We start from the raw sequence: 25,460 nt of genomic DNA, 5'->3' as shown, positions 1-25,460 counted from the left end.
ACCGCGCCGGGTTGTCCGGTGCACGACGACCGAGCGCATGCATGCCCCTGGATGCGCTGTGTCCGGTTGGCGTGCACCGATGATCACCGGCTGCTCAGGTGCGGGTGAGGAGCAGTCGGCGCGCCCCCGGCGGTGCGGTGGCGGTGGCGGGGCACCCGAACTGTAGAACTTTCACTAAACGCCCACAACCAGCTGTAACTAGCTCGTTGTCACACTATTGGCCCAAATGTTGTTCATACCACTCGACCGTGTGATGAACGCCTGCGTTGGGGGCCTGACTTGTGACGCCCAGTTAAGTATAGTCTCGCCCGTCGAGGTGACTGGCCTCTTGCTTCGGGGGATGCACGTTGTGACCAGGGAGTGTGATGGCAAGCCCGGCTGACAGAGTCAGGGTCTGCGGGTGCTCGGCGCGAGCCGGGGAATCGGCGGCCCGCTCGTGGGTTCCCGGCGTGGCGACGCCGGTTCGCGGGCGCACTCCCAGCACGATGATCAACACTGTCGCGGTGCGGAGAGGTAGCCGTCCGTGGCGGTGACGCACATGTCCGCCGCAGCGCAGGAAACAGGGATGCTCAACAACGACCCCGACACCGGAGCCGATGCGCCCCCGGGAGCCACCCGCACCAAGAAGTGGTGGCTGCGCAACTGGCGCCTCCGGTACAAGATGGCCGCCGTCCTGCTCGTGCCGACGCTGGCCGCACTGGCTGTCGGTGGCATCCGCGTCTACGACGGCCTGACCACCCAGACCCGGCTGAGCACCATCGTCGAGCAGGTCGAGCTCGCCCAGCAGGCCGCCGACCTCACCCACGAGCTCCAGCGCGAGCGCGACTTCGCGGTCGTGTTCACGACCGTCAAGGGCACCGCTGGTGGCCCGAAGGCCTCCGAGGACTACGCGGCGCAGAGCCGGAAGGTCGACGAGGCCGTCACGAAGCTGACCGGTTTCGAGGGTCGTGTTGGCGAATTCTCGCCAGAAGTTCGCGACTCGTACGAGAGCGCGATGCACCGCGTCAGCAGCCTCGGCGCGCTGCGCGGCACCATCAACGCCAACTTCACCAGCCCGCAGACGCTGGTCGTCTACAACTCGGTCGTCGACAACCTGCTGCAGATCAACCGCACGGTCGCCACGGCCGCGGTGAACACGCAGGTCAGCCAGACCGCACGGGCCTCGGAAGCGCTCGGCCGGGCCAAGGAGCAGCTCGCCCAGCAGCGCTCGATCCTGCTCAGCGCCGCGCTGCGCGACCGGTTCCTCACCGGCCAGACCGAGGCGATGCGCGCCGCCGACGCCCGGTTCGAGGCCGCTTACAGCGAGTTCCTCAACTCCGCGAACCCCGAGCAGCAGGCCCTCTACGCGGCCCGCGTCGCCGGTGCCGCGGTCGACACCACCGAGCAGATCGAGCAGACCGCGCTGATCACCGCGGAACGCGACCAGGCCGCCTCGCTGGGCGTCCAGGCGCAGGAGTGGGGCGGCGCCGCCGGCGAGCGGACCGACCTGGTGCGCTCGGTCGAGGAATCGGTGCTGGCCGACTTCCACGAGGACGCCACCGGGCTGGCCGACTCCGCCTGGTGGGCGCTGATCCGCGACTCCGCGCTGCTGGCGCTGCTGCTGATCGTCGCCTTCGGCGTCGCGGCGTACATCGCCCGCTCGATGCTGCGCCCGCTGCGCACCCTGCGCTACAGCGCGCTGGAGATCGCGCAGCAGAGCCTGCCGGACGCGATCAGCCGGGTGAACGAGAACCCGAGCACCGCCAGCCAGGTCACCGTGCCGCCGGTCCCGGTGCACACCAGCGAGGAGATCGGGCAGGTCGCCCGCACCTTCGACACGGTCAACCAGCAGGCGCTGCGACTGGCCTCCGAGCAGGCGCTGCTGCGGAACAACATCAACGACCTGTTCGTCAACCTCGCCCGCCGCAGCCAGACCCTGGTGCAGCGGCAGCTGTCGCTGATCGACCGGCTGGAGCAGGACGAGCAGGACCCGGACCAGCTGAGCAGCCTGTTCGAGCTGGACCACCTGGCCACCCGCATGCGGCGGAACAACGAGAACCTGCTGATCCTCGGCGGCACCGACCTCACCCGCCGGATGATGCGCCCGGTGCCGCTCAACGAGGTCCTCGGCGCCGCGGTGTCCGAGGTCGAGCAGTACGCCCGGATCGCCGTGGTGGACACGCTGGACCTGGCCATCCAGGGCCGCGTGGTCAACGACTTCGTGCACCTGGTCGCCGAGCTGCTGGAGAACGCCACGGTGTTCTCCAACCCGGACACCGAGGTCACCGTCCGCGCCGCCTACCGCAGGCAGGAACTCGTCATCGAGATCCGCGACCGCGGCGTGGGCATCGACGCCGAGGAGATCGACGACATCAACGAGCGGCTCACCCGGCCGCCGGAGATCGACGTCGCCGTCTCCCGCCGGATGGGCCTGTTCGTGGTCGGCCAGCTGTCCCGCCGCCACGACATCCGCGTCGAGCTGCAGAACAACGACGGCCTGGAGGGCGGCGCGACCGCCACGGTCCGGCTCTCCGGCGAGTTCGTGGTGCAGATCACCCCGGACGGTCCGATGCCGATGCCCGACGTGCCGCGCGGCGGCCGGGGCGACGAGCGCCGCGACTCGCTCGGCGAGACCGGCACCCACCTCGGGCTGGCCGCCGCGTTCGGCGGTCGCTCCGACCGGCCCGTCGACCAGCCCACCGAGCGCGCCCCGCTGCCGCAGCTCAGCCTGGACCAGCCGACCGCGTTCACCCCGGAGCCGGAGCCGGAACCGGAGGAGCTCGACACCGAACTGTCGACCCAGTACTCGGTGACGCTGTCCTCCGGCGATTCGTTCGGGGCCACCGACGTCCCCCAGTGGGAGGATGAACGGGCGCCCGCGGCCGACGACGTCCGCGCCGAGGAGTGGCCGAGCGACGAGCTCCCGGACGGTCAGTGCGGAGTCCCCGAGACCCCGGCCGACCTGTTCCACAGCCCGTTCGAGGCGGAGAAGACCGCCAAGTTCACCCCGTCGGAGTTCCCGGCAGAGCCGGCCGAACCGGCGCACAACGGCAGCGCGCTGAACGGGGCGATCCCGGCAGCGGTCGATCCGGAGCGCGCCGCCGACAACGGAACCCGGCACGACGCGTTCCCGGACACCTTCGCTCGAGAAGGGAGCCCGGTCCAGGGCACCCCTGGCCCGTCGCCGGCGTTCGCCGACGACGAGCCGAAGGGGGACTCCTGGGACATGGACGACGCGCCGACGCAACGACTGCCGATCTACGAAGCCGTGCTCTCGCAGTGGTTCCGCGAATCCGACGGGGACGACTCGCCGCTGGGCGCCGAGGCCAAGCCGACGCCGCCCGCGCCGTCCCCGGTGGCCGAGCCGATCGCCGAACCGGTGCCCGAGCCCGTCGCGGAGGTCCCGCGCACCACCGTGCCCGACCCGGGCTGGGGTGGTGGCGACGACGGCTGGAAGGCGGCCGAAGCGCTGCTGCAATCGCCGGAGGTCCAGGAGACCACCGCGGCCGGGCTGCCCAAGCGGGTGCCCAAGACGAACCTGCTGCCGGGCTCGGTCACCCCGCGCTCGACGCAGGCTCCGCGCCGCAAGCCAGCCGCCCCGCGCTCGGCGGACGCCGTGCGCGGCCGGATGGCCAACTTCCAGCAGGGTGTCAAACGGGGTAGGCACTCCAAGGCCGAACCGGTTTCCACCGAACCCCGCTCGAATCCGAGCCGTCCCGAGGAGCAGGAGTGAACGGGTCCGTGCAGCAACCGATGAGCAGCAACAGCTTCAGTTGGCTGATCACCGACTTCGTGCGTCGGGTTCCCGGCGTGGCGCACTCGGTGGTCGTGTCCGCGGACGGCCTGCTGCTCGCCGGATCACAAGGATTGCCGCGGGACCGCGCCGAGCAGCTTTCCGCGGTCGCGTCCGGTCTGGTCAGCCTCACGCAGGGCGCCGCGCGCTGCTTCGAAGCGGGCGAGGTCACCCAGACCGTGGTCGAGATGGAGCAGGGCTACCTGTTCCTGATGTCCATCAGCGACGGTTCCTGCCTGGCGGTGCTCGCCGCGCCCAACGCCGACATCGGGCTGGTCGCCTACGAGATGACCCTGCTCGTGGAGCGGGTCGGCCGGCAGCTCACGCCGGAACTGCGCGCGCAGCTGCAGGGCATGGGCCGCCGGTGACTCCGGCTGGAGAACGCTGAGGGGAGCTCGCCATGACCACCGGTTCCGAGCCCAGCTGGGACGGTGACCTGTTCCGCCTCTACAACAAGAGGCTGAGCGCGGAGTCCTGGCAGGACGACTTCGTGGACGACGCGTCCGGCCAGAACTCCGAATCGCTCGGCGGCTACGACCGGGCGCTGTTCGGCGGGCCGGGTGCCGACCTGTTCGGCTCCGGCTACGACTCGTCCGCGGAGGTGCCGGCCCGGCCGCGCCCGGCCGACGGCAGCGGCCCGCCTTCGGTGTCCATGCCGTCGATCTCGCAGTCGATGTCCCCGATTTCCCAGTCGATGCCGTCGATCTCGCAGCCGATGGCGCCGATTTCGCAGTCCATGCCGTCGATCTCGGGATCGATGCCGGCCATCCCGAGCATCGACGGGCCGGAGGACGACGGGCTCGACAGCGGCTCGCTGGTGCGGCCCTACGCCCGCACCAGGGGGCGGACGCGCACCGATTATGATCTTGCTATCGAAACGCTGGTCACCACCAGCGAACGCGGCCGCACCCAGGCGGCCCAGTCCAGGTCGGAGCACCGCTCGATCTCAGAGCTGTGCCTGGAAGCCCGTTCCGTCGCCGAGGTCGCCGCGCACCTGCGCCTGCCCCTGGGCGTGGTGCGCGTGCTGATCGGCGACATGGCCGACACCGGCCTGGTCCTGATTCACGACAGCGGTCTGGTCGTCGGCGATCGGCCGTCCATGGAGTTCTTGGAGAGGGTGCTCAGTGGGCTTCGCAGGCTCTGATCCCCGCACGACGCCGGGCGGCCGGAAGACCTCGACGAAGATCGTGGTCGCCGGCGGGTTCGGCGTCGGGAAGACGACTTTCGTCGGTTCGGTCTCGGAAATCGTGCCGCTGACCACCGAAGCGGTGATGACCGAGGCCAGCGTCGGGGTCGACGACCTCAGCGCCACGCCGGGCAAGGTCACCACCACGGTGGCGATGGACTTCGGCCGCGTCTCGCTGGACTCGGAGCTGATCCTCTACCTGTTCGGCACCCCGGGCCAGCACCGGTTCTGGTTCATGTGGGACGACCTGGTGAAGGGCGCGATCGGCGCGGTGGTGCTGGTCGACACCCGCCGCCTGGCGGACGCCTTCGCCTCGATCGACTTCTTCGACGACCGCGGCCTGCCGTACGTGGTCGCGGTGAACACCTTCGACGGCGTCATGCACCACCGCATGGAGGACGTCCGGGAGGCGCTGACCATCGACCCGGCGGTGCCGATGATCAGCGTCGACGCGCGCAACCGCGAGAGCACCAAGCAAGCGCTGATCGCCCTGGTCACCCACGCCATGCGCCAGCGCATGGCCACCACGGCCCAGTAGGTCGAGCGGCCGCCGGTCGGGCGGGCGGGGTGTCAATTTCGTACGAAATTGACCGTCACCCGGGTGGACGTCAATTTCGTACGAAATTGACGGGCCGCCTTGGGGGCGGCGGTGATACCGGGTGGGCTTGGCGAGGTTGTGGGGCCGGTCGGGCTCTGGTTGCGTCGGGTTCGAAGCGGTAGGTGGTTGCGTCGGGTGGGTAGCGATTTCGTATGAAATTGGCTGCGGTCTCGACGTCGCCTGCGGTGGCGAGGCCGCCAATTTCAAACGAAATCGTCGACGCTCGGCACCGCGCTGACGGTGGTGGCGGTGGTTTCGCTGTCAGTCCTCGACGACGGCGACGGTCATGATGCGGTGGAGCGGGTAGTGGCCGAGCTCTTCGCTCGTGGTGTCCACTCCTTGGAGCACTCCGCCGCCGACGCTGACCGGGCGGACCACGCGCTCGCTGCGCACGCCGCGCGTGTCCACGAAGCCCAGCCACACGCTCCGGCGCTGCCGCGCCGCGTCGCGCAGCAGCTGCAGCGTCGCTTCCGCGCTCGGCCGTCCCCGCTCGGGGCTCACGGCGCTGCCGCGCCGCGCCGCCCCTGCGCGGTCTCCCGCGCGCAGCTGCGCCACGAGCTCCGCCAGCTGCTCCGCGTTCGGGCGCGCGATCGCCGCCGGCGCTGCCGGGCGGCTCTTGCCGCGCACCCGGCGGCCGCTCTCCCGGAGGTCCAGCACGTTGCCGTCGGGGCCTTCGGCCACCGGCGTGAATCCGGCCGCCCGCAGGGTTTCCACCACGTCGGCCAGCGGTAGCGGGCTGATCAGGACGGTGGGCGCGATGCGGCGGAGTTCGAGCTCCTCGCTCGCCGGTTTGGCCATGATCTCGGCCAGCAGCAGCGGATCGTCGCAGCGCAGGAAGGCCGCCGCGGTGCCCGCGCGGAGGCGGCCGTGGCGGCGGGCGACGTCGTCGATCAGGTAGGTCAGGGCCTGCGGGATCGGCGTTCGCGAGCGGGTGCGGAACAGCGCGTGCAGGTCGTCGGCGGTGTGGCCCGCGTCGAGGGCGCGGCGGACGCTGGCGTCGCTGATCCGGTAGACCGTTGCGCTGCCCGCGGATTCGACGTCGGCGACGAGCTTCATCTCGATGGCCAGGTCCGCTTCGAGCCGCCCCGGCGCGACCACCGTCAGGTCGGCCTGCACGAGCACGTGGTCCAGCGGTTCGGGCAGCGCGTCGGCGAGCAGGCGAGCGGCGCCGGCCGCGCCGTCGGCGAGCAGCACGCGTCCGGCGCTGGTCAGCGCGTGCAGCGCGACGATGCCGAGCGCGGTCGCCTCGGCGAGGATCCAGCGCACCAGGTCGTCGCGCAGTCGGCCGCCGCGGCGCGGGGCCCGCCAGGCGAGCACGGCGGCGACGTCGTCGGGCCGGGCGCCGTGACCGCCGGGCAGCTCGTCCAGGTAGTCGAGGACGCGGCGGCGGTCCTTCGGGGCGAGCGGGCGGCGGAGGTCTTCGGACAGCGGGCCGAGCAGCCGGTCCTTCTCGTCGCGGGCGCCGATCAGGCCGGGCAGCCGCGGCAGGTCGAGCCAGGCCTGCGCGAGCGCGGCCCAGCGCTGCTCGGGCGGGGAGGCCAGCCAGGTGTCGGACTGGTAGGTGGGCACCCACTGCGGTTCGGCGGCTTCGCTGTTGGCGATGAGGTTGGCCGCGACGGCGAGCTCCACCAGCAGCCCGAGCCGCTCCTCGTCGACGTCGATGGCCTTGGCGGTGCGGCGCAGCTCGCGCACTCCGACGCCGCCGGAGCGCAGCACGTCCGGCGGCTCCTCGCCCCAGGCGTTGAGCAGGTTCTCGACGTGCCGCAGCAGTTCGAGCACCTCGCCGCCGCCGGTGCTGTCCACCGCCGACCGGTCGGATCCGGTCAGGTCCGGGATCGGCTCGTCCGGCTCGACCTCGCCCATCGGGTGCTCCCCGCGCACGGCGAGCGCGAGCTGCCGGGGCAGTTCGACGGTCTCGGCGTCGCGGCGCAGCAGCAGGCCCTTGGCCAGCAGGCGCTGCACCGGGTTCGTCGCCTGCGCGAGCGCGACCTGCTTGGCGGCGTCCTTGGTCCGGCCGACCGGCGAGCCTGCGGCGAGCTTGCCGATCAGCCGCCGCTCCTCCTCGTCGAGATCGGCCAGCGCGGCCTTCGCGGCGTCCTCGGTCAGGTTCTCGGCCAGGCGGCCGAGCCCGGCCGGGAAGGTGGGCAGCACCTCGCGCGCCGCGGACGAGATGGCCAGCTCGTCGTCATCGCCCCACGCCAGCGCCAAGCGGCGCAGCCGCTCGACGGCCCGCCGCGCCTGCTGCGGGGTGATGTCGCCGCCCAGCATCCCGGCGACCGCTTCCAGCGGCACCGGCTCGAGGTCGGCGTCGAGCAGCACCAGCGCTTCGAGCGTGGAGAGGGCGAAGGCGTCCAGGTCTTCGCAGGCCCGCGCCACCGACGAGCGCACCCCGACGCGCGTGGCCAGCACCGAGGTGTCGGCGGGCGGCGGCGTCGCGAGGTCCGGGCGAGCGCGCAGCAGCGCCACGAGGGTCTCGTCGCCGCGTTCCCGCAGCCAATCCGCAAGCGAAGACATCCCCACCACGATACCCAGCGCCAGCCGGGTTTCGAGCCCTTGAAATTGCACTGGCGAACTCGTTCTGCGTGGCGGTGCGGGTGGCGGAACCTCAGCGGCCGCCTGGACTCCGGGAGCCCGTTCTTATGTATGTCCGATACACGGCGAACGGGCTGTCCTCGCCAGGCGGCCGCTGAGAACCCGCAGCGGTGCGAGTTGCGGGGGTGGGCTAAGCGGCTGCGCCGCTTCGAAGATCAAAAACAGGTCTTGGAGCAGCTGAGGAGGTCCGCCGGACTATGGGCATGCACACCCTTGGATGAGGTTGACCACCACATCCGGCAAACTGGACCTGCACCGTTAGCCGGAATGCACAGGAGGACGACGTGGCCGGCAAGACCAACAAGGACCGCATCGACCCGACGTGGCCGCAGGTCACCGACGGAGAGCACGCGGTGAGCGAGTTCTGGGCCGACAAGCAGGGTGCGGAGTCGCCGTTCGGCAGCACCACCTTCCCGCTCGACCAGGACGTCGTGCCCTACGTCCACCCGGTCACGCGCATCAACAAGTAATCCGGGTTGTCAAGGGCAACTCAGCAGTAACCGGCCGGACGTCGCTCACACTCGGGAAAGTTTTAGGATTTTTCGTGCTGGGTGAAGTTCTGGTCGTTCAGCAGGCCCGGTGGGCTTGCATCCCGGATGAGCGATCCACTCCGGCGGTCGGCGGGCCGCCGGAGAACGGCGCCCGACAAAGTCCATAGCCGTACCGCTCGACAGGGGTGTGCCATGCCGGTTCCAGGTCCGGGTTATTCGATCACCGTGCGCGTCGAGGCTCCGCCGTCGACGACCGCAGCGGGCGATCTGACCAGCGCGATCGGTCGCGCGGGCGGCGTCATCACGGCGTTCGACGTCGTCGAGTCGCACGCCGATCGCATCGTCGTCGACATCACCTGCAACGCGCGGTCCGCCGACCACGCCAACGACCTCGCCGAGGTCCTCGACGCGCTGCCCGGCGTCCGGATCCGCAAGATCTCGGACCGCACGTTCCTGATCCACCTCGGCGGCAAGATCGAGGTCAACTCCCGGGTCGCGCTGAACAACCGAGACGACCTGTCCCGCGCCTACACGCCGGGCGTCGCGCGGGTGTGCACCGCCATCGCGGAGAACCCGGAGGACGCCCGCCGCCTGACCGTGAAGCGCAACGCGGTCGCGGTGGTCACCGACGGTTCGGCCGTGCTCGGCCTGGGCAACATCGGGCCGGAGGCCGCGCTGCCGGTGATGGAGGGCAAGGCGGCGCTGTTCAAGAAGTTCGCCGGCGTCAACGCCTGGCCGGTGTGCCTGGACACCCAGGACACCGAGGAGATCATCCGCGCGGTCGAGCTGATCGCCCCGGTCTACGGCGGCATCAACCTCGAGGACATCGCGGCCCCGCGCTGCTTCGAGATCGAGGCGCGGCTGCGCGAGAAGCTGAACATCCCGGTCTTCCACGACGACCAGCACGGCACCGCGATCGTCGTGCTCGCCGCGCTGCGCAACGCCCTGCGCGTGGTGGACAAGGACATCGCCGACTGCCGCATCGTGGTGTGCGGCGTGGGCGCGGCGGGCTCGGCGATCATCCGCCTGCTGCAGCACAAGAAGCCCGCCGACATCATCGCGGTGGACATCGACGGCATCGTGCACACCGGGCGCGGCGACACCGACCCGAACCTGCGGTCCATCGCCGCGGGCACCAACAAGGACGGCCGCACCGGCGCGCTCTCCGACGCGGTGCGCGGCGCGGACGTGTTCATCGGCGTCTCGGCGCCGAACCTGCTGACCGCCGACGACGTGTCGACGATGAACACCGACTCGATCGTCTTCGCGCTGGCCAACCCGGACCCGGAGATCGACCCGCTCGAGGCGCAGAAGCACGCCAAGATCGTGGCGACCGGCCGCAGCGACTACCCGAACCAGATCAACAACGTGCTGGCGTTCCCGGGCGTCTTCCGCGGCCTCCTCGACGCGCACGCCCACCAGATCACCGACGACATGATGATCGCGGCCTCCAACGCGATCGCCGACGTGGTCGACGGCGAGCGCCTCAACGCCTCGTTCATCGTCCCGAGCGTCTTCGACTCCGCCGTCTCCCCGGCGGTCGCCGACGCGGTCAAGAAGGCCGCCCTGGCGGCCAAGTCCGGCGAACCCTCCCAGGAAGGCGGCTCCTCCCTCCCCTGGAGCATGGCCGAGGACATCGACTTCTGACCCCGGTGAAGGGCACCCTTTAGCAAGTAAGTTGCCTGAAGGTGCCCTTCACCGGGGCGCGCACCCCGTACGTGGGAGGGGTGAAGGGCACCTTTCGCCGAGTTGGTTGGTGGAGGGTGCCCTTCGTGCTTTCGGGGTGGGTTTTCGGGTGAACTAGGCTTCGGGGCATGGCGCAGGGAGAGCTCACGCACGTCGATGAGAGCGGTGCTGCCCGGATGGTGGACGTGTCCGCGAAGGAGGCCACCGCCCGCCGGGCCGTCGCCACCGGGGTGGTGCGGACGACGGCTGAGGTGATCGCCCTGCTGCGCCGGGACGACCTGCCGAAGGGCGACGCGATCGCCACCGCCCGCATCGCGGGCATCATGGCGGCCAAGCGGACACCGGACCTGATCCCGCTGTGCCACCCGATCGCCATCTCCGGCGCCAAGGTCGAGCTGGAGCCGGGCGAGGCGGAGGTCCGGATCACCGCGACGGTCAAGACCACCGACCGCACCGGGGTGGAGATGGAGGCGCTGACCGCGGTCGCGGTCGCGGGCCTCGCGCTGCACGACATGATCAAGGCGGTCGACCCGTCGGCGACTCTCGACGAGATCCGGGTGGAGCGCAAAGAGGGCGGCAAGACCGGCACCTGGACCCGCGAGTCCTGACCGCACACAGGAGGTCTCCATGACGAGGACGGCACGGGTGATCGCCGCGTCCAACCGGGCCGCGGCCGGGGTGTACCCGGACCGCACCGGGCCGGTGATCGTCGAGTGGCTGCGCGGCCGCGGGTACGAGGTGCCCGAGCCCGTCGTGGTGCCCGACGGCGACCCGGTGGGCGAGGAGCTGCGCCGCGCGGTCGCCGACGGCGCGGACGTCGTGATCACCACCGGCGGCACCGGGATCAACCCGAGCGACCGCACGCCGGAGGTCACCGCGGCGGTGCTGGACTACCCGATCCCCGGGCTGGCCGAGGCGATCCGCTCCGCCGGGCTGCCGCAGGTGCCGACCGCGGTGCTGTCCCGCGGCCTGGCCGGTGTCGCCGGGCGGACGCTGATCGTGAACCTGCCGGGCTCTCGCGGTGGCGTCAAGGACGGCCTGGGTGTGCTGGACGGAGTGCTGGAGCACGCCGTCGACCAGCTGCACGGCGGTGACCACGCGGCACCGGCCCGAGCGGCGGCGGAGGTCCTGCGGGCCGACGTGACCGAGCAGGTGATCGACGTCGACGAGCTGGCCCGCTCGGTCGAGCACCGCGCGGCGGGCGCGGTGGTGACCTTCGGCGGCGTGGTGCGCGACCACGACGGCGGCCGCGGCGTGCAGGAGCTGGAGTACACCGGCCACCCCAGCGCGGCCGAGGTGATCGCCGAGGTCGCCCAGGACATCGCGGCCCGCTTCGACGGCGTGCGCGCGCTCGCCGTCTCGCACCGCATCGGCCTGCTCAAGATCGGTGACGTCGCGCTGGGCTGCGCGGTGGCGGCCGAGCACCGCAAGCAGGCCTTCGCGGCCTGCTCGGAGCTGGTGGACGAGGTCAAGCGGCGGCTGCCGATCTGGAAGCGCCAGGTCTTCGACGACGGCGCCGAAGAGTGGGTCAACTGCCCCTGAACGCGCGGAGGGTGGCGTCGACCAGGGCGTCGGCGAAGGCTTCGTCGAGCGGGCCGGAGCGCGTCAGCCAGCGCTGGGTCAGCGGCGAGTAGAGGAAGTCCAGGACCAGGTCCAGGTCGGCGTCCGCGCTGAGCTGGCCCGCGTCCTGGGCGCTGCGCAAGCGCCGCTTCTTCGCCTCGCGCATCGGCGCTTCCATCTTCTCGCGGTAGGCGGCCGCGAGCTCCGGATCGCCGATGATCTCGGTGTGCAGCGCCCGGATCGGCGCTTCGAACTCGGCGTCGGCGAACTCGGCCACCGTCGCGCGCAGCACCGTCTTGAGGTCCGCCTCCAGGTCGCCGGTGTCGGGCAGCGCGATCTCGCCGTCGTCGGCGCCCTCGCTCAGCGACAGGATCGAGTCGAACACCACCGCGCCCTTCGAGGGCCACCAGCGGTAGATCGTCTGCTTGCCGACGCCGGCGCGGGCGGCGATCGCCTCGATCGTCAGCTTGGCGTAGCCGACTTCGCTGACGAGTTCGCGCGCCGCGGTCAGGATCGCCGTCCGGGACCGCTCGCTGCGCCGGGTGGTGCTGGGGCGCTTCTCCTGGGCCATGGGCACACCTTAACCCAAAACGAGACGTTCCGTCTTGACACGGCGCCACGCGCGGTGCATGCTCATCCCATCAACGAGACGGACCGTATCGTCTCGGATGGGAGAAGATCATGCGCACCAGTTCACCCCGCACCTGGTTCATCACCGGCGCCGCCCGCGGCCTGGGCCGGGCCTTCACCGAAGCGGCGCTGGCCGCGGGCGACCAGGTCGTCGGCGTGGCCAGGGACGTCGCGCCGCTGGACGAGCTGGTCGCGGCCAGCGGCGGCCGCCTGGTCGCGTTCTCGCTGGACGTGTCTGACCGCGCGGCGGTCTTCGCCGGCGTCGAGGAGGCGGTGACCGCGTTCGGGCGGCTCGACGTGGTGGTCAACAACGCCGGGGGAGCGATCCTCGGCATGCTCGAAGAGCTCACCGAGGAACAGGTCCGGACGCACCTGGACACCAACTTCTTCGGGGCGCTCTGGGTGAGCCAGGCGGTCGTGCCGCACCTGCGCGAGCAGGGCTCCGGGCACATCCTCCAGGTCTCCTCGATGGGTTCGGTCGGCGGTTTCGCGTCGACCGGCATCTACGGCGCTGGCAAGGCGGCGCTCGACTCGATGAGCGCGGCGCTGGCGATGGAGGTGGAGCGCTTCGGCATCAAGGTGACGATCCTCGGGCCGGGCGGCTACCGGACCGACCTGTTCACCCGAGGCCTGACGATGGCCCAGGGGCACGAGGCCTACGGCCCGCTGCGCGAGTGGCTCCAGAGCATGTGGACCGAGTCGGAGGACTTCGACCCGAAGCGAGCGGCCGAAGTGGTCGTGGAGGTGGTGAACATGCCCGAACCCCCGAAGCACCTGATCCTCGGCTCCGCGGCCTACGACATGGTCGACGAGATGAACCGCGCCTACACCGCGGAACTGGCGAAGTGGGAACACCTCAGCCGGAAAGCCGAGTGACCGCCGGTGCGACGGGGAAGGAAAACGACCTGTGCACAGCCGTGCGCGGTGACCGCGGCGCGTGCCCGGCACCGAACTCAAGGTGTCGCATGCGCCGCAGGCGCATAGCCCACCCTCGCAGCTGGCACCGCCGCGGGTTCACGGTGCCCGTACCCCTGGGGTACTCCCTGGGCGAGACAGCCCGAGCGCCGTGTATTGGTCATACATCAGTCCGGGATCCCGGAGTCCAGGCGGGCGCTGAGGTTCCGCCACCCGCACCGCCATGCAAGACGACCACTGGAATCAATCCACAACATGACGGAACCCCCACCGCTGGGGGCGTGCGGTGGGGGTTCCGAGAAAGGCGGAGCACGTGCCGTGTCGGGGGGTACGACACGTACTCCTCGCCGGCCGGCTCAGCCGGCCGACCAGATCACTTGATGTCGAGCTGCTGGCCCGGGAAGATCAGGTTCGGGTCGCTGATGACGTCCGAGTTGCGCTCGGCGATCTGCTGGTAGCTGACGCCGAACTGCTGACCGATCTTGCTCAGCGTGTCGCCCAGCTGGACGGTGTAGTCCCCGCCACCGGTCTTCACCGTGGTCTTCTTCGGGGTCGTCGTCTGCTGCGTCTGGGTCTTGGTCTGGGTCTTGGCGGTGACCTTCTTCTGGGTCACCTTGGTGCTCGTCTTGGTGCTGCCGCTGGCCCAGTTGGTCTTCGCGGTGCAGCCCGGCCAGGCGTTGGCGCCCTGCGCGGCGAGGACCTTCTCCGCCACCGCGATCTGCTGCTCGCGGGTCGCCTGGTGGGCGCTGCTGGCGTACTGGGTACCACCGAAGGCGGCCCAGGTGGACTGGCTGAACTGCAGTCCGCCGTAGTAGCCGTTGCCGGTGTTGATGCTCCAGTTACCGCTGCTCTCGCACTGCGCGAGGGTGTCCCAGTCGGCCGCGTTGGCCATCGGGGCGATCGCGATCGGGGACGCGACCACCGCGCCGGCGACGGCGACTCGGGCAACGGTGCGGCTGGTATTGGAAGGCTTGCGGTGCTTGCCCTTGTAGCGAGCCATGTTCCTCTCTCCTGCCGCGCCTGCGAGGTCAGCTGTCGGGTTCGGGCTGAGAGGCAGCCCGGCCGGCTCGGGGGAACCGGCTTCACCCCTAGGGCTTCGGGGAGCCCGGGATTGGGTCCCCCGCCCCTGTCCGGTGTTTCTCGTTTCGGGGGTCGGAAGCCCGCCGGACAGGGTTCGGCGCTGCGGGCTTCCCGCTCTTGCTGATCGGTTCGGGGCCGACCGAGGAGCGACACTACGTAACCGGCGGGGAGATCCCAAATCTTCTCGCATGTGACGCTGGTCACGTAACAAGTGGGACGGGTGCTCCGATCCGAGCTCTTTTTGCTGATCAGAGCGTTGTTATCAAGTCGTTTCCTTGTCGAGATCGATCACCGTCGGTGAGGCGTGGGTCACCACATTGCTCCTCTCCGGCAACCTCCGTCGCACGCGTTCGCGCCACCCGGAGGGGTGGTGTTCCGGCTCCGGTGGGCGTGCGCGAGCGTGCGAAACCGATCACGAACAAGGTTCGCATCGGTGCGGAGGGTAGCGATCAGCGTCGCTGGATCAGGCTCCCTTAAGGCTGTCGAAGGACGGAGCTCCGAGAGCAAGATCGACAGCGTCGGCGATGATGCTGAAACGTCACCTGAAAGGGCATGTACGACACGCCGGGCAATGTTGTATTCGCGCACGCGCGCGCCCGCACGCGTGCGCAGTAAACAAGGTGTCCGATCGGCCGCGGTTCAGCCGCCGGCGAACGGCGGCAGCACGTCGAGAGTGGCCTGCGCGGGCACCTCGGCGAGCCGGTCCCGGACGGCCACGCCGTCGAGCAGGAAGCTGCAGGCGGGCAGCACCTTCGACAGCCCGTCGCCGTGCAGCTCCAGGACCGCCGCGATGACGTCCGAGACGGTCGCCGGACCGGCCAGCCGCACCGTCTCCTCCGGGACCCCGGCAGCGGCGCGCGCGCCCGCGAAGTAGCGCACCTGCACCGCGGTCTCGACCTGCTCGGGCAGGGTCGTCATCGGCTCAACCTCCGATAGCGCTCATCGGCCGGGACGGCTGCGCGAACTCGCCCGAGTCCATGCCGTGCCCAGCGGCTTTCGCCCACATCTCGCCCTGCCACAACCGGATCAGCTCCGCATCGTCGGCCCCGGCGCGCATCGGCCCGCGCAGGTCCGTCTCCGTCGTGGAGAACAGGCAGGAGCGCAGCTGGCCGTCCGCGGTGAGCCGGGTCCGGTCGCAGGCGGCGCAGAACGGCCGGGTGACCGATGCGATCACGCCCACGGTGGCCGGCCCGCCGTCGACCAGCCAGCGCTCCGCGGGCGCCGAGCCGCGCTCGGCGACGTCCGGGCTGAGGTCGAACTCGGCGCTGAGCCGGTCCAGGATCTCCTCCGCGGTGATCATCTGCGAGCGGTCCCACCCGTGCTGCGCGTCCAGCGGCATCTGCTCGATGAACCGCAGCTGGTAGCCGTGCTCGATGCAGTAGCGCAGCAGGTCACCGGCCTCGTGCTCGTTGATCCCGCGCATCAGCACCGCGTTGACCTTGACCGGGTCCAGCCGCATCCGCTTGGCCGCGGCCAGCCCGGTGAGCACGTCGTCGAGCCGGTCGCGCCTGGTGAGCTCCTTGAACACCGCGCGGTCGAGGGTGTCCAGCGAGACGTTGACCCGGTTCAGCCCGGCCTCGACCAGGGCCTCGGCGTGCTCGCCGAGGTTGATCCCGTTGGTGGTCAGCGAGGTCTTCGGGCGGCTGGGCAGCGCGGCGGTGGCGGCGATGACCTCCACCAGGTCCTGCCGCAGCAGCGGTTCGCCGCCGGTGAAGCGCACCGCGGTCACCCCGAGCTCCTCGACGGCGATGCGGATCAGCCGGTTCATCTCGGCGGTGTCGAGCAGCTCCGCGCGCTTGAGCCACGGCAGGCCCTCGGCGGGCATGCAGTAGGTGCAGCGCAGGTTGCACTTGTCGATGAGGGACACGCGCAGATCGGTGGCGATCCGGCCGAATCGGTCCACCAGCTGCGGGGTGTCCGGTCGTTCGGACGTGTCCATCGTGCGGCGCACGAACGGGATTCCCAGCTCCACCGCGGTCACCCCACGACCCTAACGCGCCGCACCGACGAATTTCGAACTCGGGAAGGCATTTGTGCGAAACAGCCGAATGCCTTCGACGCGGCGGGATTCCGGCTCGGAGGAACCCACGAAAGCGGTTGCGGATCCGGATCCGCGGGTGCTCCGCCCTGGATTGTTCCGCAGCTGCGGAAGTATGGTCCTCCTCGTGCCGCACTATCGGATTGCCGAAGCCGCCGGGCTGCTCGGCGTCAGCGACGACACGGTGCGCCGGTGGGTCGACGGCGGGCAGCTGCGGGCGCAGCGGGACTCCGCCGGGCGGCTCGTCGTCGACGGGGCCGAGCTCGCCGAGTTCGCCCGCGACCAGGCGCGCTCCACGCCCGACCCCTCCGGCGTCGGCCGGTCGGCCCGCAACCGGCTGGTCGGCCTGGTCACCGAGGTGCTCTCGGACCGGGTGATGTCCCAGGTGGAGATGCAGTGCGGTCCGCACCGGGTGGTGTCGCTGATGAGCACCGAGGCGGTGCGCGAGCTCGGCCTGCGGCCGGGAGTGCTGGCGGTGGCCGTGGTCAAGTCGACCAACGTCGTGGTGGAGACGCCGGGAGAGGCATGATGCCGAAGCTCAAGTCCTGGGGAAACAGGAGACCGCGAGGTTCAGCTGGCGCTGGGTGGAAGGTGCCGCATGCGCCGCAGGCGCATAACCCACCCTCGCAACCGGCACCGCCGCGGGTTCTCAGCGGTCGTCTGGTGAGGACAGCTCCGACGCCGTGTATTGGCATACATCAGGAGGAGATCCCGCAGTCCAGGCGGGCGCTGAGGTTCCGCTACCCGCACCGCTACGCAAAACGAGTCATGCATTCATTAAAGGTTGTCGCCGGAGCGCTGCTCGCGCTGGTGCTGCTGGCGGGGTGCGGCCAAGCCGGGTCCGAGCAGCAGCGCACGCTGACCGTGCTGGCCGCGGCGTCGCTGACCGAGTCCTTCGACGAGCTCGGTGCCCGGTTCACCGCAGAGCACCCGGGCGTCCGGGTGCAGTTCGACTACCAGGGCTCCTCGACGCTGGCCGAGCAGATCAAGCAGGGTCGGCCGGCGGACGTCTTCGCCTCGGCGGACGAGAAGAACATGGCCAAGGTGCGCGATCTCGTCGGCGCTCCGCAGACCTTCGCGACCAACCAGCTGACGATCGTGGTCCCGCCCGGCAACCCGGGCGGCATCACCTCGCTGGCGGATCTGGCCGGTGAGCACGCCGTGGTGGTGTGCGCGCCGGAGGTGCCGTGCGGTTCGGCGACGCAGGAGGTGACGCAGGCGGCGGGCGTGCAGCTCAAGCCGGTGAGCGAGGAGAACGACGTCAAGTCCGTGCTGCAGAAGGTGGTCGCGGGCGAGGCCGACGCCGGACTGGTGTACGTCACCGATGCGGCGGCGGCCGGGGAGAAGGTGCAGGTCGTCGACTTCCCGGAGGCGCAGCAGGCGGTCAACGCCTACCCCGTCGCAACGGTGACCGGCGCGCCGGAGCCGGAGCTGGCGGCGCAGTTCGTCGAGTTCGTCCGCGGCCCGGTCGGCCACGAGCTCCTGGCCAAGCACGGCTTCGGCACTCCGTGACCGAGCCGCAACTTCCATTGAAGTCAGGGACGCGATTTCAATGGAAATCACGTACCCGATTTCCGTTGAAATCGCGCTCCACCCAGGTCCCGGTGGTGCTGCGGGTGCCCGCGGTGCTGGCGCTGGCGCTGGTGATGCTGCCCGTCCTCGGGCTGCTGACCAGGGTCGATCCGGCCGAGCTGCCGCGGCTGCTGCTCAGCCCGGCCGCGCTCGACGCGCTGCGGCTGTCGGTCGTCACCGGGCTGATCGCCACCGCTCTGTCGCTCGTGCTCGGCGGCCCGCTCGCGCTGGTGCTGGCGAGATCCCGGATGCGCGGACTGCGGGTGCTGCGCGCCTTCGTGCTGCTGCCGCTGGTGCTCCCGCCCGTGGTCGGCGGCCTGGCCCTGCTCTACCTGCTCGGCCGCACCGGGCCGCTCGGGCAGCTGCTCGACGTCGTGGGCCTCCGCCTGCCCTACACCACGGCGGCGGTGGTGCTGGCCCAGACGTTCGTCGCGATGCCGTTCCTCGTGGTCGGGCTCGAAGGCGCGCTGCGCACCGCGGGCGGCCGCTACGAGCAGGTCGCCGCCACGCTGGGAGCCGGTCCGTGGCTGACGTTCCGGCGGGTGACCGTGCCGCTGGTGCTGCCCGCGCTCGGGTCCAGCCTGGTGCTGACCTTCGCGCGCGCGTTGGGCGAGTTCGGCGCGACGATCACCTTCGCCGGCAGCCTGCAGGGCACCACCCGGACCCTGCCGCTGGCCGTCTACACCACCGCTCAGTCCGATGTGGACGCCGCGGTGGCGATGTCGTTGTTGCTGGTGGTGGTGGCCCTGGTGGTGATCGTGGTGGCCCGGCCAAGAGCGGTGGAAGGACGGCTGTGAGCGGGTTGCGGACCGACGTCGAGTTCCGCCGGGCGGAGTTCGCGCTGCGCGCCGAGCTCGACGTGGCGCCCGGCGAGGTGCTGGCGGTGCTCGGCCCGAACGGGGCGGGCAAGTCGACGCTGCTGTCGGTGCTGGCCGGGCAGCTGGTGCCGGACCGGGGCCGGGTCGAGCTCGACGGCGTGCCGTGGCTGGACACCGAGCGCGGGATCGCGGTGCCGACGCACCGCCGGGGTGTCGGGCTGCTCGCGCAGAACGCGCTGCTGTTCCCGAACCTCACCGCGCTGGAGAACGTGGCCTTCGGCCCGCGCGCGGCCGGGGTGAGCAAGGCGGCTGCGAGGGAGATCGCCGCGCGGTGGCTGTCCGAAGTGGATGCGTCGGAGCTCGCCGGGAGGCGGCCGGGTCAGCTCTCCGGCGGCCAGGCGCAGCGCGTCGCGCTGGCGCGAGCCCTGGCGGCCGAACCGAAGTTGCTGCTGCTGGACGAGCCGCTGGCCGCGCTCGACGTGGACGCCGCGCCTGCGATGCGCGGCCTGCTGCACCAGGTGCTGGGCCGTCAGGAGAAGCCGACCGTGCTGGTCACCCACGACGTGCTGGACGCGGTCGTGCTGGCCGACCGGCTCGTGGTGCTGCTCGACGGCTGCATCGTGGAGCAGGGGCCGACCCGCGAGGTGCTGTCCCGCCCGAAGGAGCCCTTCACCGCGCGCGTCGCCGGGCTCAACCTGGTGCCCGGAGTGGCCGGGGCCGACGGCGTCGAGTTCGCCGACACCGTGCTCAGCGGCCGGATCGCGGAGGACGTCGACCGGGGGAGACCGGCGGCAGCGGTGTTCGCGCCCGCCGCGGTGGCGGTGCACCGCGAGCCGCCGGGCGGCAGCCCGCGCAACGCGCTCCGGGTGCGGCTGGCCGGGCTGGAGCCGCGCGGCGACGTCGTGCGGGTGCGCGGCGTGGTGCGGGACTGCTCGCTGGCCGCCGACATCACCCCGGCCGCCGTCGCCGACCTGAGGCTGGCCCCCGGCGACGAGGTCTGGTTCGCCGTCAAGGCGGCTGAGGTAGCAATCCACCCGCTATCCGGAGGATCATCTGGGGCGTGACTGAGCCATCCCCCTGGACCTACCTGATGGACATGGACGGCGTGCTCGTCCACGAGGAGCACATGGTGCCCGGCGCCGACGCCCTCCTGGCCGCGCTGCGCGAGAACCAAGTCCCGTTCCTGGTCTTCACCAACAACTCGATCTACACCCCGCGCGACCTGCGGGCCAGGCTGCTGCGCACCGGGCTGGACGTGCCGGAGGAGGCGATCTGGACCTCGGCGCTGGCCACCGCGCAGTTCCTGGAGAACCAGCGCCCGGGCGGCTCGGCCTACGTGGTCGGCGAGTCGGGGCTGACCACGGCGCTGCACAACATCGGCTACGTGCTCACCGACCGCGACCCGGACTACGTGATCCTCGGCGAGACCCGCACCTACAGCTTCGAGGCGATCACCAAGGCGATCCGCCTGGTCGAGGCGGGCGCCCGGTTCATCGCCACGAACCCGGACGAGAAGGGCCCGAGCCGCGAGGGCACGCTGCCGGCGACCGGCGCGGTGGCCGCGCTGATCGAGCGCGTCACCGGCCGCGCGCCGTACTACGTGGGCAAGCCGAACCCGCTGATGATGCGCTCGGCGCTGCGGCACCTGCGGGTGCACTCGGAGAACACGCTGATGATCGGCGACCGGATGGACACCGACGTGCGGTCGGGCCTGGAGTCCGGGCTGAAGACGATCCTGGTCCTCTCCGGCATCTCCGACGAGAAGACGGCCGAGCTGTTCCCGTACCGCCCGACGAAGGTGGTCGGCTCGGTCGCCGAACTCGTCGACAACGTCCTGGACCCGTTCAGCTCCCGGGGTTAGTGGTGGGGGTGGTTCAGTCGTCCATGGGCCGTGAGTACTTTGCGGGGCTCTGGCACCACGAAGTACTCACGGCACTTGAACCTGAACCAGGCGGCTAGCGGTTGGTGGCGGTCTGGTGCGGCAGGTCGACGGCGATGGTGCTGGTGACGTGGTTGAGCTCGTCGGCCATCCGCTCGGCCGCGTCCCGCGCCAGCTCGGCGCGGCGGCTCAGCGAACCGGACCAGTGGCGCTGCGCGGCGGCCAGCCGGTCGAGCAGGTCGGCGTGCAGCCGGAGCCGCTCCACGGCCGGCCAGTCCGCCGTCCCGGGGTGCCGGAACGCTCGGTCGATGGCTGCTGCGATGCGCTCCAGCTCGAGTTCGGTGATCACGGGCACCCCCAAATCGGTGTTGGGCTGACGTTGGAGAGAGGCGTCCGGACCAGCCCCTCGTACGCCGTTGTGCCGAACGTCACCTGCTGCGCATGAACGCGTACGCGTCGTCGGCGTCCACGACCCGCTTGCCCAGCGGCATCAGCGAGACCGGGATCAGCTTGAAGTTCGCGATGCCCAGCGGGATGCCGATGATCGTGATGCACTGCGCGATGCCGGTGACGATGTGGCCGAGCGCCAGCCACCACCCGGCGAGGATCAGCCACAGGACGTTGCCGATCCCCGCCATCGCACCGGATGCCGGCTCGTCCACCAGCCGCCGCCCGAACGGCCACAGCGCGAAGTTCGCCATCCGGAACGAGGCGATCGCGAACGGGATGCCGATGACGGTGATCGCCAGCAGGATCCCGGCGAAGGCGTAGCCGAGGGCCATCCACAGGCCCCCGAAAACCAGCCAGATGACGTTCAGCAGTAGGCGCATGCCCCCACCGTGCCAGTTCCCGGCGCGGAGCGAATCAGGGGAACCCCGAAAGATCAGCCGCGGTCAGACCAGCAGTTCGCCGCGGAGGGTGGTGACAGCCTGGCCGCGGAGGCCTACGCGGTCGCCGCGCAGCGCCATCCGCACCACGCCGCCGCGGGCGGAGGCCTGCTCGCCGACGAAGGTCGCATCGCTCGGGTCGCGGTGGAGCCTCGCCGCCCACCACGTCGCCAGCGTGCAGTGCGCGGAGCCGGTCACCGGATCCTCGGCGATGCCGACCTGCGGGGAGAACACGCGGCTGACGAAGTCGACGCCCGGCCGGTCGCCGGGAGCCGTGACGATCACGCCGCGGGACGGAACGGTGGCGAGCGCCGCGAGATCCGGCCGCACGGCGCGGACCTCGGCCGCCGACGCGGCCAGCACGAGCACCTTGGTGGCGGCCTGCGCGGTGGCTTCGACGGTGATGCCGGGAAGCCCGGCGGCGAGCGCCTCGGGCGGCTCCACCGGCTCGGCCCGGTCGGCGGGGAAGTCCAGCTCGATCCAGCCGTCCGCCAGCGCGGTGCAGGTCAGGACGCCGCTGCGGGTGTCGAACCGCTGGTCGCCGCCGAGCACGTGCGCGGCCGCCAGCGTCCCGTGCCCGCACAGCGGAACCTCGGTGGTGGGCGTGAACCAGCGCAGCGGTTTCGGCTCGCCCGCCGGGCCGCCGACCACGACGAACGCGGTCTCGGAATGCCGGAGCTCGGCCGCGACGGACTGCATCCAAGCCTCATCGGCGGGGGAGTCCAGCAGCACGACCCCAGCGGGATTCCCGGCGAAAGCCGAGTCGGTGAAGGCATCCACGACGAACACGCGCACCCCAGAAGCCTACGAGTCCCCCGGTCACCGCCGCCTCGCCGACAGCCGGACGCGATTTCAATGGAAATCAGACGTCCGATTTCCATTGAAATCGCATCTCCTGCGCGAAACGGGGCGTCGGTCGTACCCGCGTTCGGGGGTGGCCGGGTGAACGAGCGCGGGACAAGATGGGTGATCCGTCTCACGTGTTCGTCGGGGAGGTAGTCGACGTGGATGCCGTCCAGCTGAGCTACGACTCGGGCGTTTCGGACGTGCCGCTGCTGGGGGAGACGATCGGGGCGAACCTCGACCGGCTCGCCGCGCGGTTCCCCGAGCGCGATGCCCTGGTGGAGTGCGCGACCGGCCGGCGCTGGACCTATCGGGAGTTCGTGGCCGATGTGGACGCGCTGGCGACCGGTCTGCTGGACGCCGGGATCGGCAAGGGCGACCGGGTCGGGATCTGGGCGCCGAACCGCGCCGAGTGGACGCTGGTCCAGTACGCGACCGCGAAGATCGGCTCGATCCTGGTCAACATCAACCCCGCCTACCGGGCGCACGAGCTGGAGTACGTGCTCAACCAGGCCGGGATCCGGATGCTGGTCTCGGCGAAGTCGTTCAAGTCCTCCGACTACGTCGAGCTCGTCGAGCAGGTGCGGCCGAAGTGCGCCGGCCTGGAGCAGGTGGTGTTCCTGGGCGGCCCGGAGTGGGAGCGGCTGGCCGGGGCGAGGGCGGACGCGGCGCGGCTGGCCGCGATCGAGCTCTCCGCCGACGACCCGATCAACATCCAGTACACCTCGGGCACCACCGGGTTCCCCAAGGGCGCGACGCTGTCGCACCACAACATCCTCAACAACGGGTTCTTCGTCGGCGAGCTGTGCGGCTACACCGAAGTGGACCGGGTGGCGATCGTGCCGCCGTTCTACCACTGCTTCGGCATGGTGATGGGCAACCTGGCCTGCACCAGCCACGGGGCGGCGATGGTGATCCCGGCGGAGGGATTCGACCCGGTGTCGGCGCTGTCCGCGGTGGCCGCCGAGCGGTGCACGTCGCTGTACGGGGTGCCCACGATGTTCATCGCCGAGCTGGAGCACCCGCGCTTCGCCGAGTTCGACCTGTCCTCGCTGCGCACCGGGATCATGGCGGGCTCGCCGTGCCCGGTGGAGGTGATGAAGCAGGTCATCGACCGGATGGGGATGCGGGAGGTGTCGATCTGCTACGGCATGACCGAGACCTCGCCGGTGTCCACCCAGACCCGCGCCGACGACTCGCTGGAGCGCCGGGTGTCCACCGTGGGGCGCGTCGGCCCGCACCTGGAGGTCAAGGTCGTCGACCCGGCCACCGGGCTGACCGTGCCGCGCGGCACGCCGGGCGAGCTGTGCACCCGCGGCTACTCGGTGATGCTGGGCTACTGGGAGCAGCCGGACCGGACGGCCGAGGTGATCGACGCGGCCCGCTGGATGCACACCGGCGATCTGGCGGTGATGGACGCCGACGGCTACGTCAGCATCACCGGCCGGATCAAGGACATGGTGATCCGAGGCGGCGAGAACATCTACCCGCGCGAGATCGAGGAGTTCCTCTACACCCACCCCGACGTGGTGGACGCGCAGGTCATCGGGGTTCCGGACGCGCGCTACGGCGAGGAGCTGATGGCCTGGGTGCGGCTGCGCGAGGGCGCGGAGCCGCTGACCGCCGAGGGGCTGCGGGAGTTCTGCACCGGCAAGCTGGCGCACTACAAGATCCCGCGCTACGTGCACCTGGTGAACGAGTTCCCGATGACGGTCACCGGCAAGATCCGCAAGGTGGAGATGCGCGAGATCTCCAAGGACCTCCTCGACCAGGGCTGACGCGACTTCCATTGAAATTGGACGTCCGATTTCAATGGAAGTCGCGTGCCGTCGGCGTGTTGGGATCTGACACGCCGGCGGCACGTCGGGATCGGCGCGATTTCAATGGAAATCGGACGTCTGATTTCCGTTGAAATCGCGTGCCCTCAGCGGAGCTTGGCGAGTTCGGCCGCGTCCTCCTCGCCGAACTGGTCCTCCAGGCGTTCCGGGGAGGCGTCGACGTCGATCTGGCTCAGCGGCATGCCGCGGGCGCTGGAGATCGCGCCGAGGCGGCGGGTCGCGCGGTCCGTGGCGTAGGCGGTGAGCTCGTCCTTGTCCAGTTCGAACGGCAGGACCTCGGGTGCCTCGTCCGGGCGCCACTGGACCTGCGCGACCGCGTGCGGCAGCACCCGGGCCATCTGGTCCTCCACCACTTCCCAGTTGCGCTCGTCGGCGGCGACGTGGCGGCGGCAGGTGAAGGTGCCCCACGCCATGTGCCTGCGCTCGTCGTCGCCGATGTGCCGGACGACCTGCTGCATGCCGGGCAGGATGCCGCGGCTGACGCAGATCTTGTGCCAGGCGTAGTAGCCGGTCAGCGCGAGGGTGCCCTCGACGATGTGGTTGTAGGTGACCGACGCGCGCACCTGGTTCTCCGGGCTGGGATCGGCGTGCAGCGCGTGCAGCGACTCCGGGAGCAGCTTGTAGAAGATCTCCCGGTAGCCGGGGTTCTGCTCGACGTACCAGTGCAGGTCCTCGGTGAGGCCGACGGCGTCCATCCACAGCCGGAAGACCTGGGTGTGCTTGGCCTCCTCGAAGACGAACTGGGTCAGGTACATCTCGTCGCCGAAGCGGCCTTCGGCGGCCATCGCGGCCATGAACGGCTGGAGGTCCTGGGTGACGGCTTCCTCACCGGCGATGAACTGCGCGCACAGGCCGGCCACGCTGCGCTGCTCGTCCTCGGTGAGCTGCTGCCAGTCCTCGGCGTCCTGGGTGAAGTCGATGTCGGCGGGGTTCCAGAACTTCGCGTTGCCCTTGCTGAACAGCCGCAACGGCAGGGAGTCCCAGTTCAGGCCGCTGGCTCGCAGGGAGTGGAAACCTTCGCGGTGATGCGCGGACGTGCTCGTCATTGAACGACTCCAGCTCGCCGAGATGTGAG

24 protein-coding genes and 1 riboswitch are annotated in these 25,460 nt (G+C 70.7%); of the genes, 15 read left to right on the top strand and 9 right to left on the bottom strand.

Features of this window, described 5'->3' with window-relative positions:
- The first annotated feature begins 565 nt into the window (after positions 1-565).
- The 4 genes from OU416_RS29770 to OU416_RS29755 are packed head-to-tail and all read left to right on the top strand — an operon-like array spanning position 566 to position 5,496.
- A complete protein-coding gene (locus tag OU416_RS29770; protein WP_270930357.1) occupies positions 566-3,712 on the top strand; it encodes a sensor histidine kinase in 3,147 nt (1,048 codons plus the stop codon).
- A 20-nt stretch (positions 3,713-3,732) separates the two neighbouring features.
- Positions 3,733-4,140, top strand: coding sequence for a roadblock/LC7 domain-containing protein (locus OU416_RS29765; protein ID WP_175548002.1), 408 nt, complete (start codon positions 3,733-3,735; stop codon positions 4,138-4,140).
- A gap of 32 nt (positions 4,141-4,172) precedes the next feature.
- Complete coding sequence (locus OU416_RS29760) at positions 4,173-4,916, top strand: DUF742 domain-containing protein (protein ID WP_270930356.1); 744 nt, start codon at positions 4,173-4,175, stop codon at positions 4,914-4,916.
- Complete coding sequence (locus OU416_RS29755) at positions 4,897-5,496, top strand: GTP-binding protein (protein WP_270930355.1); 600 nt, start codon at positions 4,897-4,899, stop codon at positions 5,494-5,496. Before OU416_RS29760 ends, OU416_RS29755 begins: the two co-directional genes overlap by 20 nt.
- A 321-nt stretch (positions 5,497-5,817) precedes the next feature.
- Here OU416_RS29755 and OU416_RS29750 read toward each other — a convergent pair whose 3' ends face one another.
- Complete coding sequence (locus OU416_RS29750) at positions 5,818-8,076, bottom strand: helicase-associated domain-containing protein (RefSeq protein ID WP_270930426.1); 2,259 nt, start codon at positions 8,074-8,076, stop codon at positions 5,818-5,820.
- 356 nt (positions 8,077-8,432) lie between these two features.
- On the opposite strand from OU416_RS29750, the gene OU416_RS29745 reads away from it, so the two are divergent.
- The 4 genes from OU416_RS29745 (at position 8,433) to OU416_RS29730 (ending at position 11,867) form a co-directional block, all read left to right on the top strand.
- Complete coding sequence (locus OU416_RS29745) at positions 8,433-8,618, top strand: hypothetical protein (protein WP_093158309.1); 186 nt, start codon at positions 8,433-8,435, stop codon at positions 8,616-8,618.
- Between the two features lie 213 nt (positions 8,619-8,831).
- The gene (locus tag OU416_RS29740; protein ID WP_270930354.1) at positions 8,832-10,286 is read left to right on the top strand and encodes an NAD-dependent malic enzyme; all 1,455 of its coding nucleotides are present in this window, start codon (positions 8,832-8,834) and stop codon (positions 10,284-10,286) included.
- A 167-nt stretch (positions 10,287-10,453) separates the two neighbouring features.
- Complete coding sequence (gene moaC, locus OU416_RS29735; RefSeq protein WP_270930353.1) at positions 10,454-10,933, top strand: cyclic pyranopterin monophosphate synthase MoaC; 480 nt, start codon at positions 10,454-10,456, stop codon at positions 10,931-10,933.
- Between the two features lie 19 nt (positions 10,934-10,952).
- On the top strand, positions 10,953-11,867 hold the full coding sequence (locus OU416_RS29730; protein ID WP_270930352.1) for a molybdenum cofactor biosynthesis protein MoaE: 915 nt from the start codon (positions 10,953-10,955) through the stop codon (positions 11,865-11,867).
- Here the strand turns inward: OU416_RS29730 and OU416_RS29725 are convergent.
- Positions 11,854-12,456 (bottom strand): TetR/AcrR family transcriptional regulator, encoded by a 603-nt coding sequence (locus OU416_RS29725; protein ID WP_270930351.1) that lies wholly within the window; start codon positions 12,454-12,456, stop codon positions 11,854-11,856. The two genes, OU416_RS29730 and OU416_RS29725, sit on opposite strands and share 14 nt — an antisense overlap.
- A 110-nt stretch (positions 12,457-12,566) precedes the next feature.
- Here OU416_RS29725 and OU416_RS29720 point away from each other — a divergent pair, with 110 nt between their 5' ends.
- Positions 12,567-13,391, top strand: a complete 825-nt coding sequence (locus OU416_RS29720; protein ID WP_270930350.1) for an SDR family NAD(P)-dependent oxidoreductase — start codon at positions 12,567-12,569, stop codon at positions 13,389-13,391.
- A 412-nt stretch (positions 13,392-13,803) separates the two neighbouring features.
- Here the strand turns inward: OU416_RS29720 and OU416_RS29715 are convergent, their stop codons facing one another.
- From OU416_RS29715 to moaA, 3 genes are all read right to left on the bottom strand, one after another.
- The gene (locus tag OU416_RS29715; protein ID WP_270930349.1) at positions 13,804-14,430 is read right to left on the bottom strand and encodes a transglycosylase family protein; all 627 of its coding nucleotides are present in this window, start codon (positions 14,428-14,430) and stop codon (positions 13,804-13,806) included.
- Position 14,431: 1 nt separating this feature from the next.
- Positions 14,432-14,576: riboswitch (cyclic di-AMP (ydaO/yuaA leader) on the bottom strand.
- A 573-nt stretch (positions 14,577-15,149) separates the two neighbouring features.
- Positions 15,150-15,428: a MoaD/ThiS family protein gene (locus OU416_RS29710; RefSeq protein WP_270930348.1), complete on the bottom strand. Its 279-nt coding sequence runs from the start codon at positions 15,426-15,428 to the stop codon at positions 15,150-15,152.
- A 4-nt stretch (positions 15,429-15,432) separates the two neighbouring features.
- The gene (gene moaA / locus OU416_RS29705; protein ID WP_372907191.1) at positions 15,433-16,491 is read right to left on the bottom strand and encodes a GTP 3',8-cyclase MoaA; all 1,059 of its coding nucleotides are present in this window, start codon (positions 16,489-16,491) and stop codon (positions 15,433-15,435) included.
- 172 nt (positions 16,492-16,663) lie between these two features.
- Here moaA and OU416_RS29700 point away from each other — a divergent pair, with 172 nt between their 5' ends.
- The 5 genes from OU416_RS29700 to OU416_RS29680 all read left to right on the top strand — a co-directional run bounded on the left by OU416_RS29700 (position 16,664) and on the right by OU416_RS29680 (position 20,799).
- Entirely contained in the window at positions 16,664-17,077 is a 414-nt protein-coding gene (locus OU416_RS29700) for a TOBE domain-containing protein (protein ID WP_408642289.1), read from the top strand.
- Positions 17,078-17,316: 239 nt separating this feature from the next.
- The gene (gene modA, locus OU416_RS29695) at positions 17,317-18,060 is read left to right on the top strand and encodes a molybdate ABC transporter substrate-binding protein (protein WP_270930346.1); all 744 of its coding nucleotides are present in this window, start codon (positions 17,317-17,319) and stop codon (positions 18,058-18,060) included.
- Between the two features lie 134 nt (positions 18,061-18,194).
- Positions 18,195-18,917, top strand: coding sequence for an ABC transporter permease (locus tag OU416_RS29690; RefSeq protein ID WP_270930424.1), 723 nt, complete (start codon positions 18,195-18,197; stop codon positions 18,915-18,917).
- Positions 18,914-20,002, top strand: coding sequence for a sulfate/molybdate ABC transporter ATP-binding protein (locus OU416_RS29685; protein ID WP_270930345.1), 1,089 nt, complete (start codon positions 18,914-18,916; stop codon positions 20,000-20,002). Before OU416_RS29690 ends, OU416_RS29685 begins: the two co-directional genes overlap by 4 nt.
- Before the next feature lie 26 nt (positions 20,003-20,028).
- Positions 20,029-20,799: an HAD-IIA family hydrolase gene (locus tag OU416_RS29680; RefSeq protein ID WP_270930423.1), complete on the top strand. Its 771-nt coding sequence runs from the start codon at positions 20,029-20,031 to the stop codon at positions 20,797-20,799.
- Between the two features lie 94 nt (positions 20,800-20,893).
- On the opposite strand, the gene OU416_RS29675 is transcribed toward OU416_RS29680, so the two are convergent.
- The 3 genes from OU416_RS29675 to OU416_RS29665 all read right to left on the bottom strand — a co-directional run bounded on the left by OU416_RS29675 (position 20,894) and on the right by OU416_RS29665 (position 22,499).
- A complete protein-coding gene (locus tag OU416_RS29675) occupies positions 20,894-21,166 on the bottom strand; it encodes a hypothetical protein (RefSeq protein ID WP_270930344.1) in 273 nt (90 codons plus the stop codon).
- Positions 21,167-21,245: 79 nt separating this feature from the next.
- The gene (locus tag OU416_RS29670; protein WP_270930343.1) at positions 21,246-21,647 is read right to left on the bottom strand and encodes a YccF domain-containing protein; all 402 of its coding nucleotides are present in this window, start codon (positions 21,645-21,647) and stop codon (positions 21,246-21,248) included.
- Between the two features lie 63 nt (positions 21,648-21,710).
- The gene (locus OU416_RS29665) at positions 21,711-22,499 is read right to left on the bottom strand and encodes a PhzF family phenazine biosynthesis protein (protein ID WP_270930342.1); all 789 of its coding nucleotides are present in this window, start codon (positions 22,497-22,499) and stop codon (positions 21,711-21,713) included.
- Positions 22,500-22,666: 167 nt separating this feature from the next.
- On the opposite strand from OU416_RS29665, the gene OU416_RS29660 reads away from it, so the two are divergent.
- Positions 22,667-24,325: an AMP-binding protein gene (locus OU416_RS29660; protein WP_270930341.1), complete on the top strand. Its 1,659-nt coding sequence runs from the start codon at positions 22,667-22,669 to the stop codon at positions 24,323-24,325.
- 146 nt (positions 24,326-24,471) lie between these two features.
- On the opposite strand, the gene OU416_RS29655 is transcribed toward OU416_RS29660, so the two are convergent.
- Positions 24,472-25,431, bottom strand: coding sequence for a R2-like ligand-binding oxidase (locus OU416_RS29655; RefSeq protein WP_270930340.1), 960 nt, complete (start codon positions 25,429-25,431; stop codon positions 24,472-24,474).
- Positions 25,432-25,460: the final 29 nt, after the last annotated feature.

The sequence above is a fragment of the Saccharopolyspora indica genome, assembly GCF_027853965.1.
Classification (GTDB): Bacteria; Actinomycetota; Actinomycetes; order Mycobacteriales; family Pseudonocardiaceae; genus Saccharopolyspora; species Saccharopolyspora indica.
This window is presented reverse-complemented; position numbering and strand designations above follow the sequence as displayed.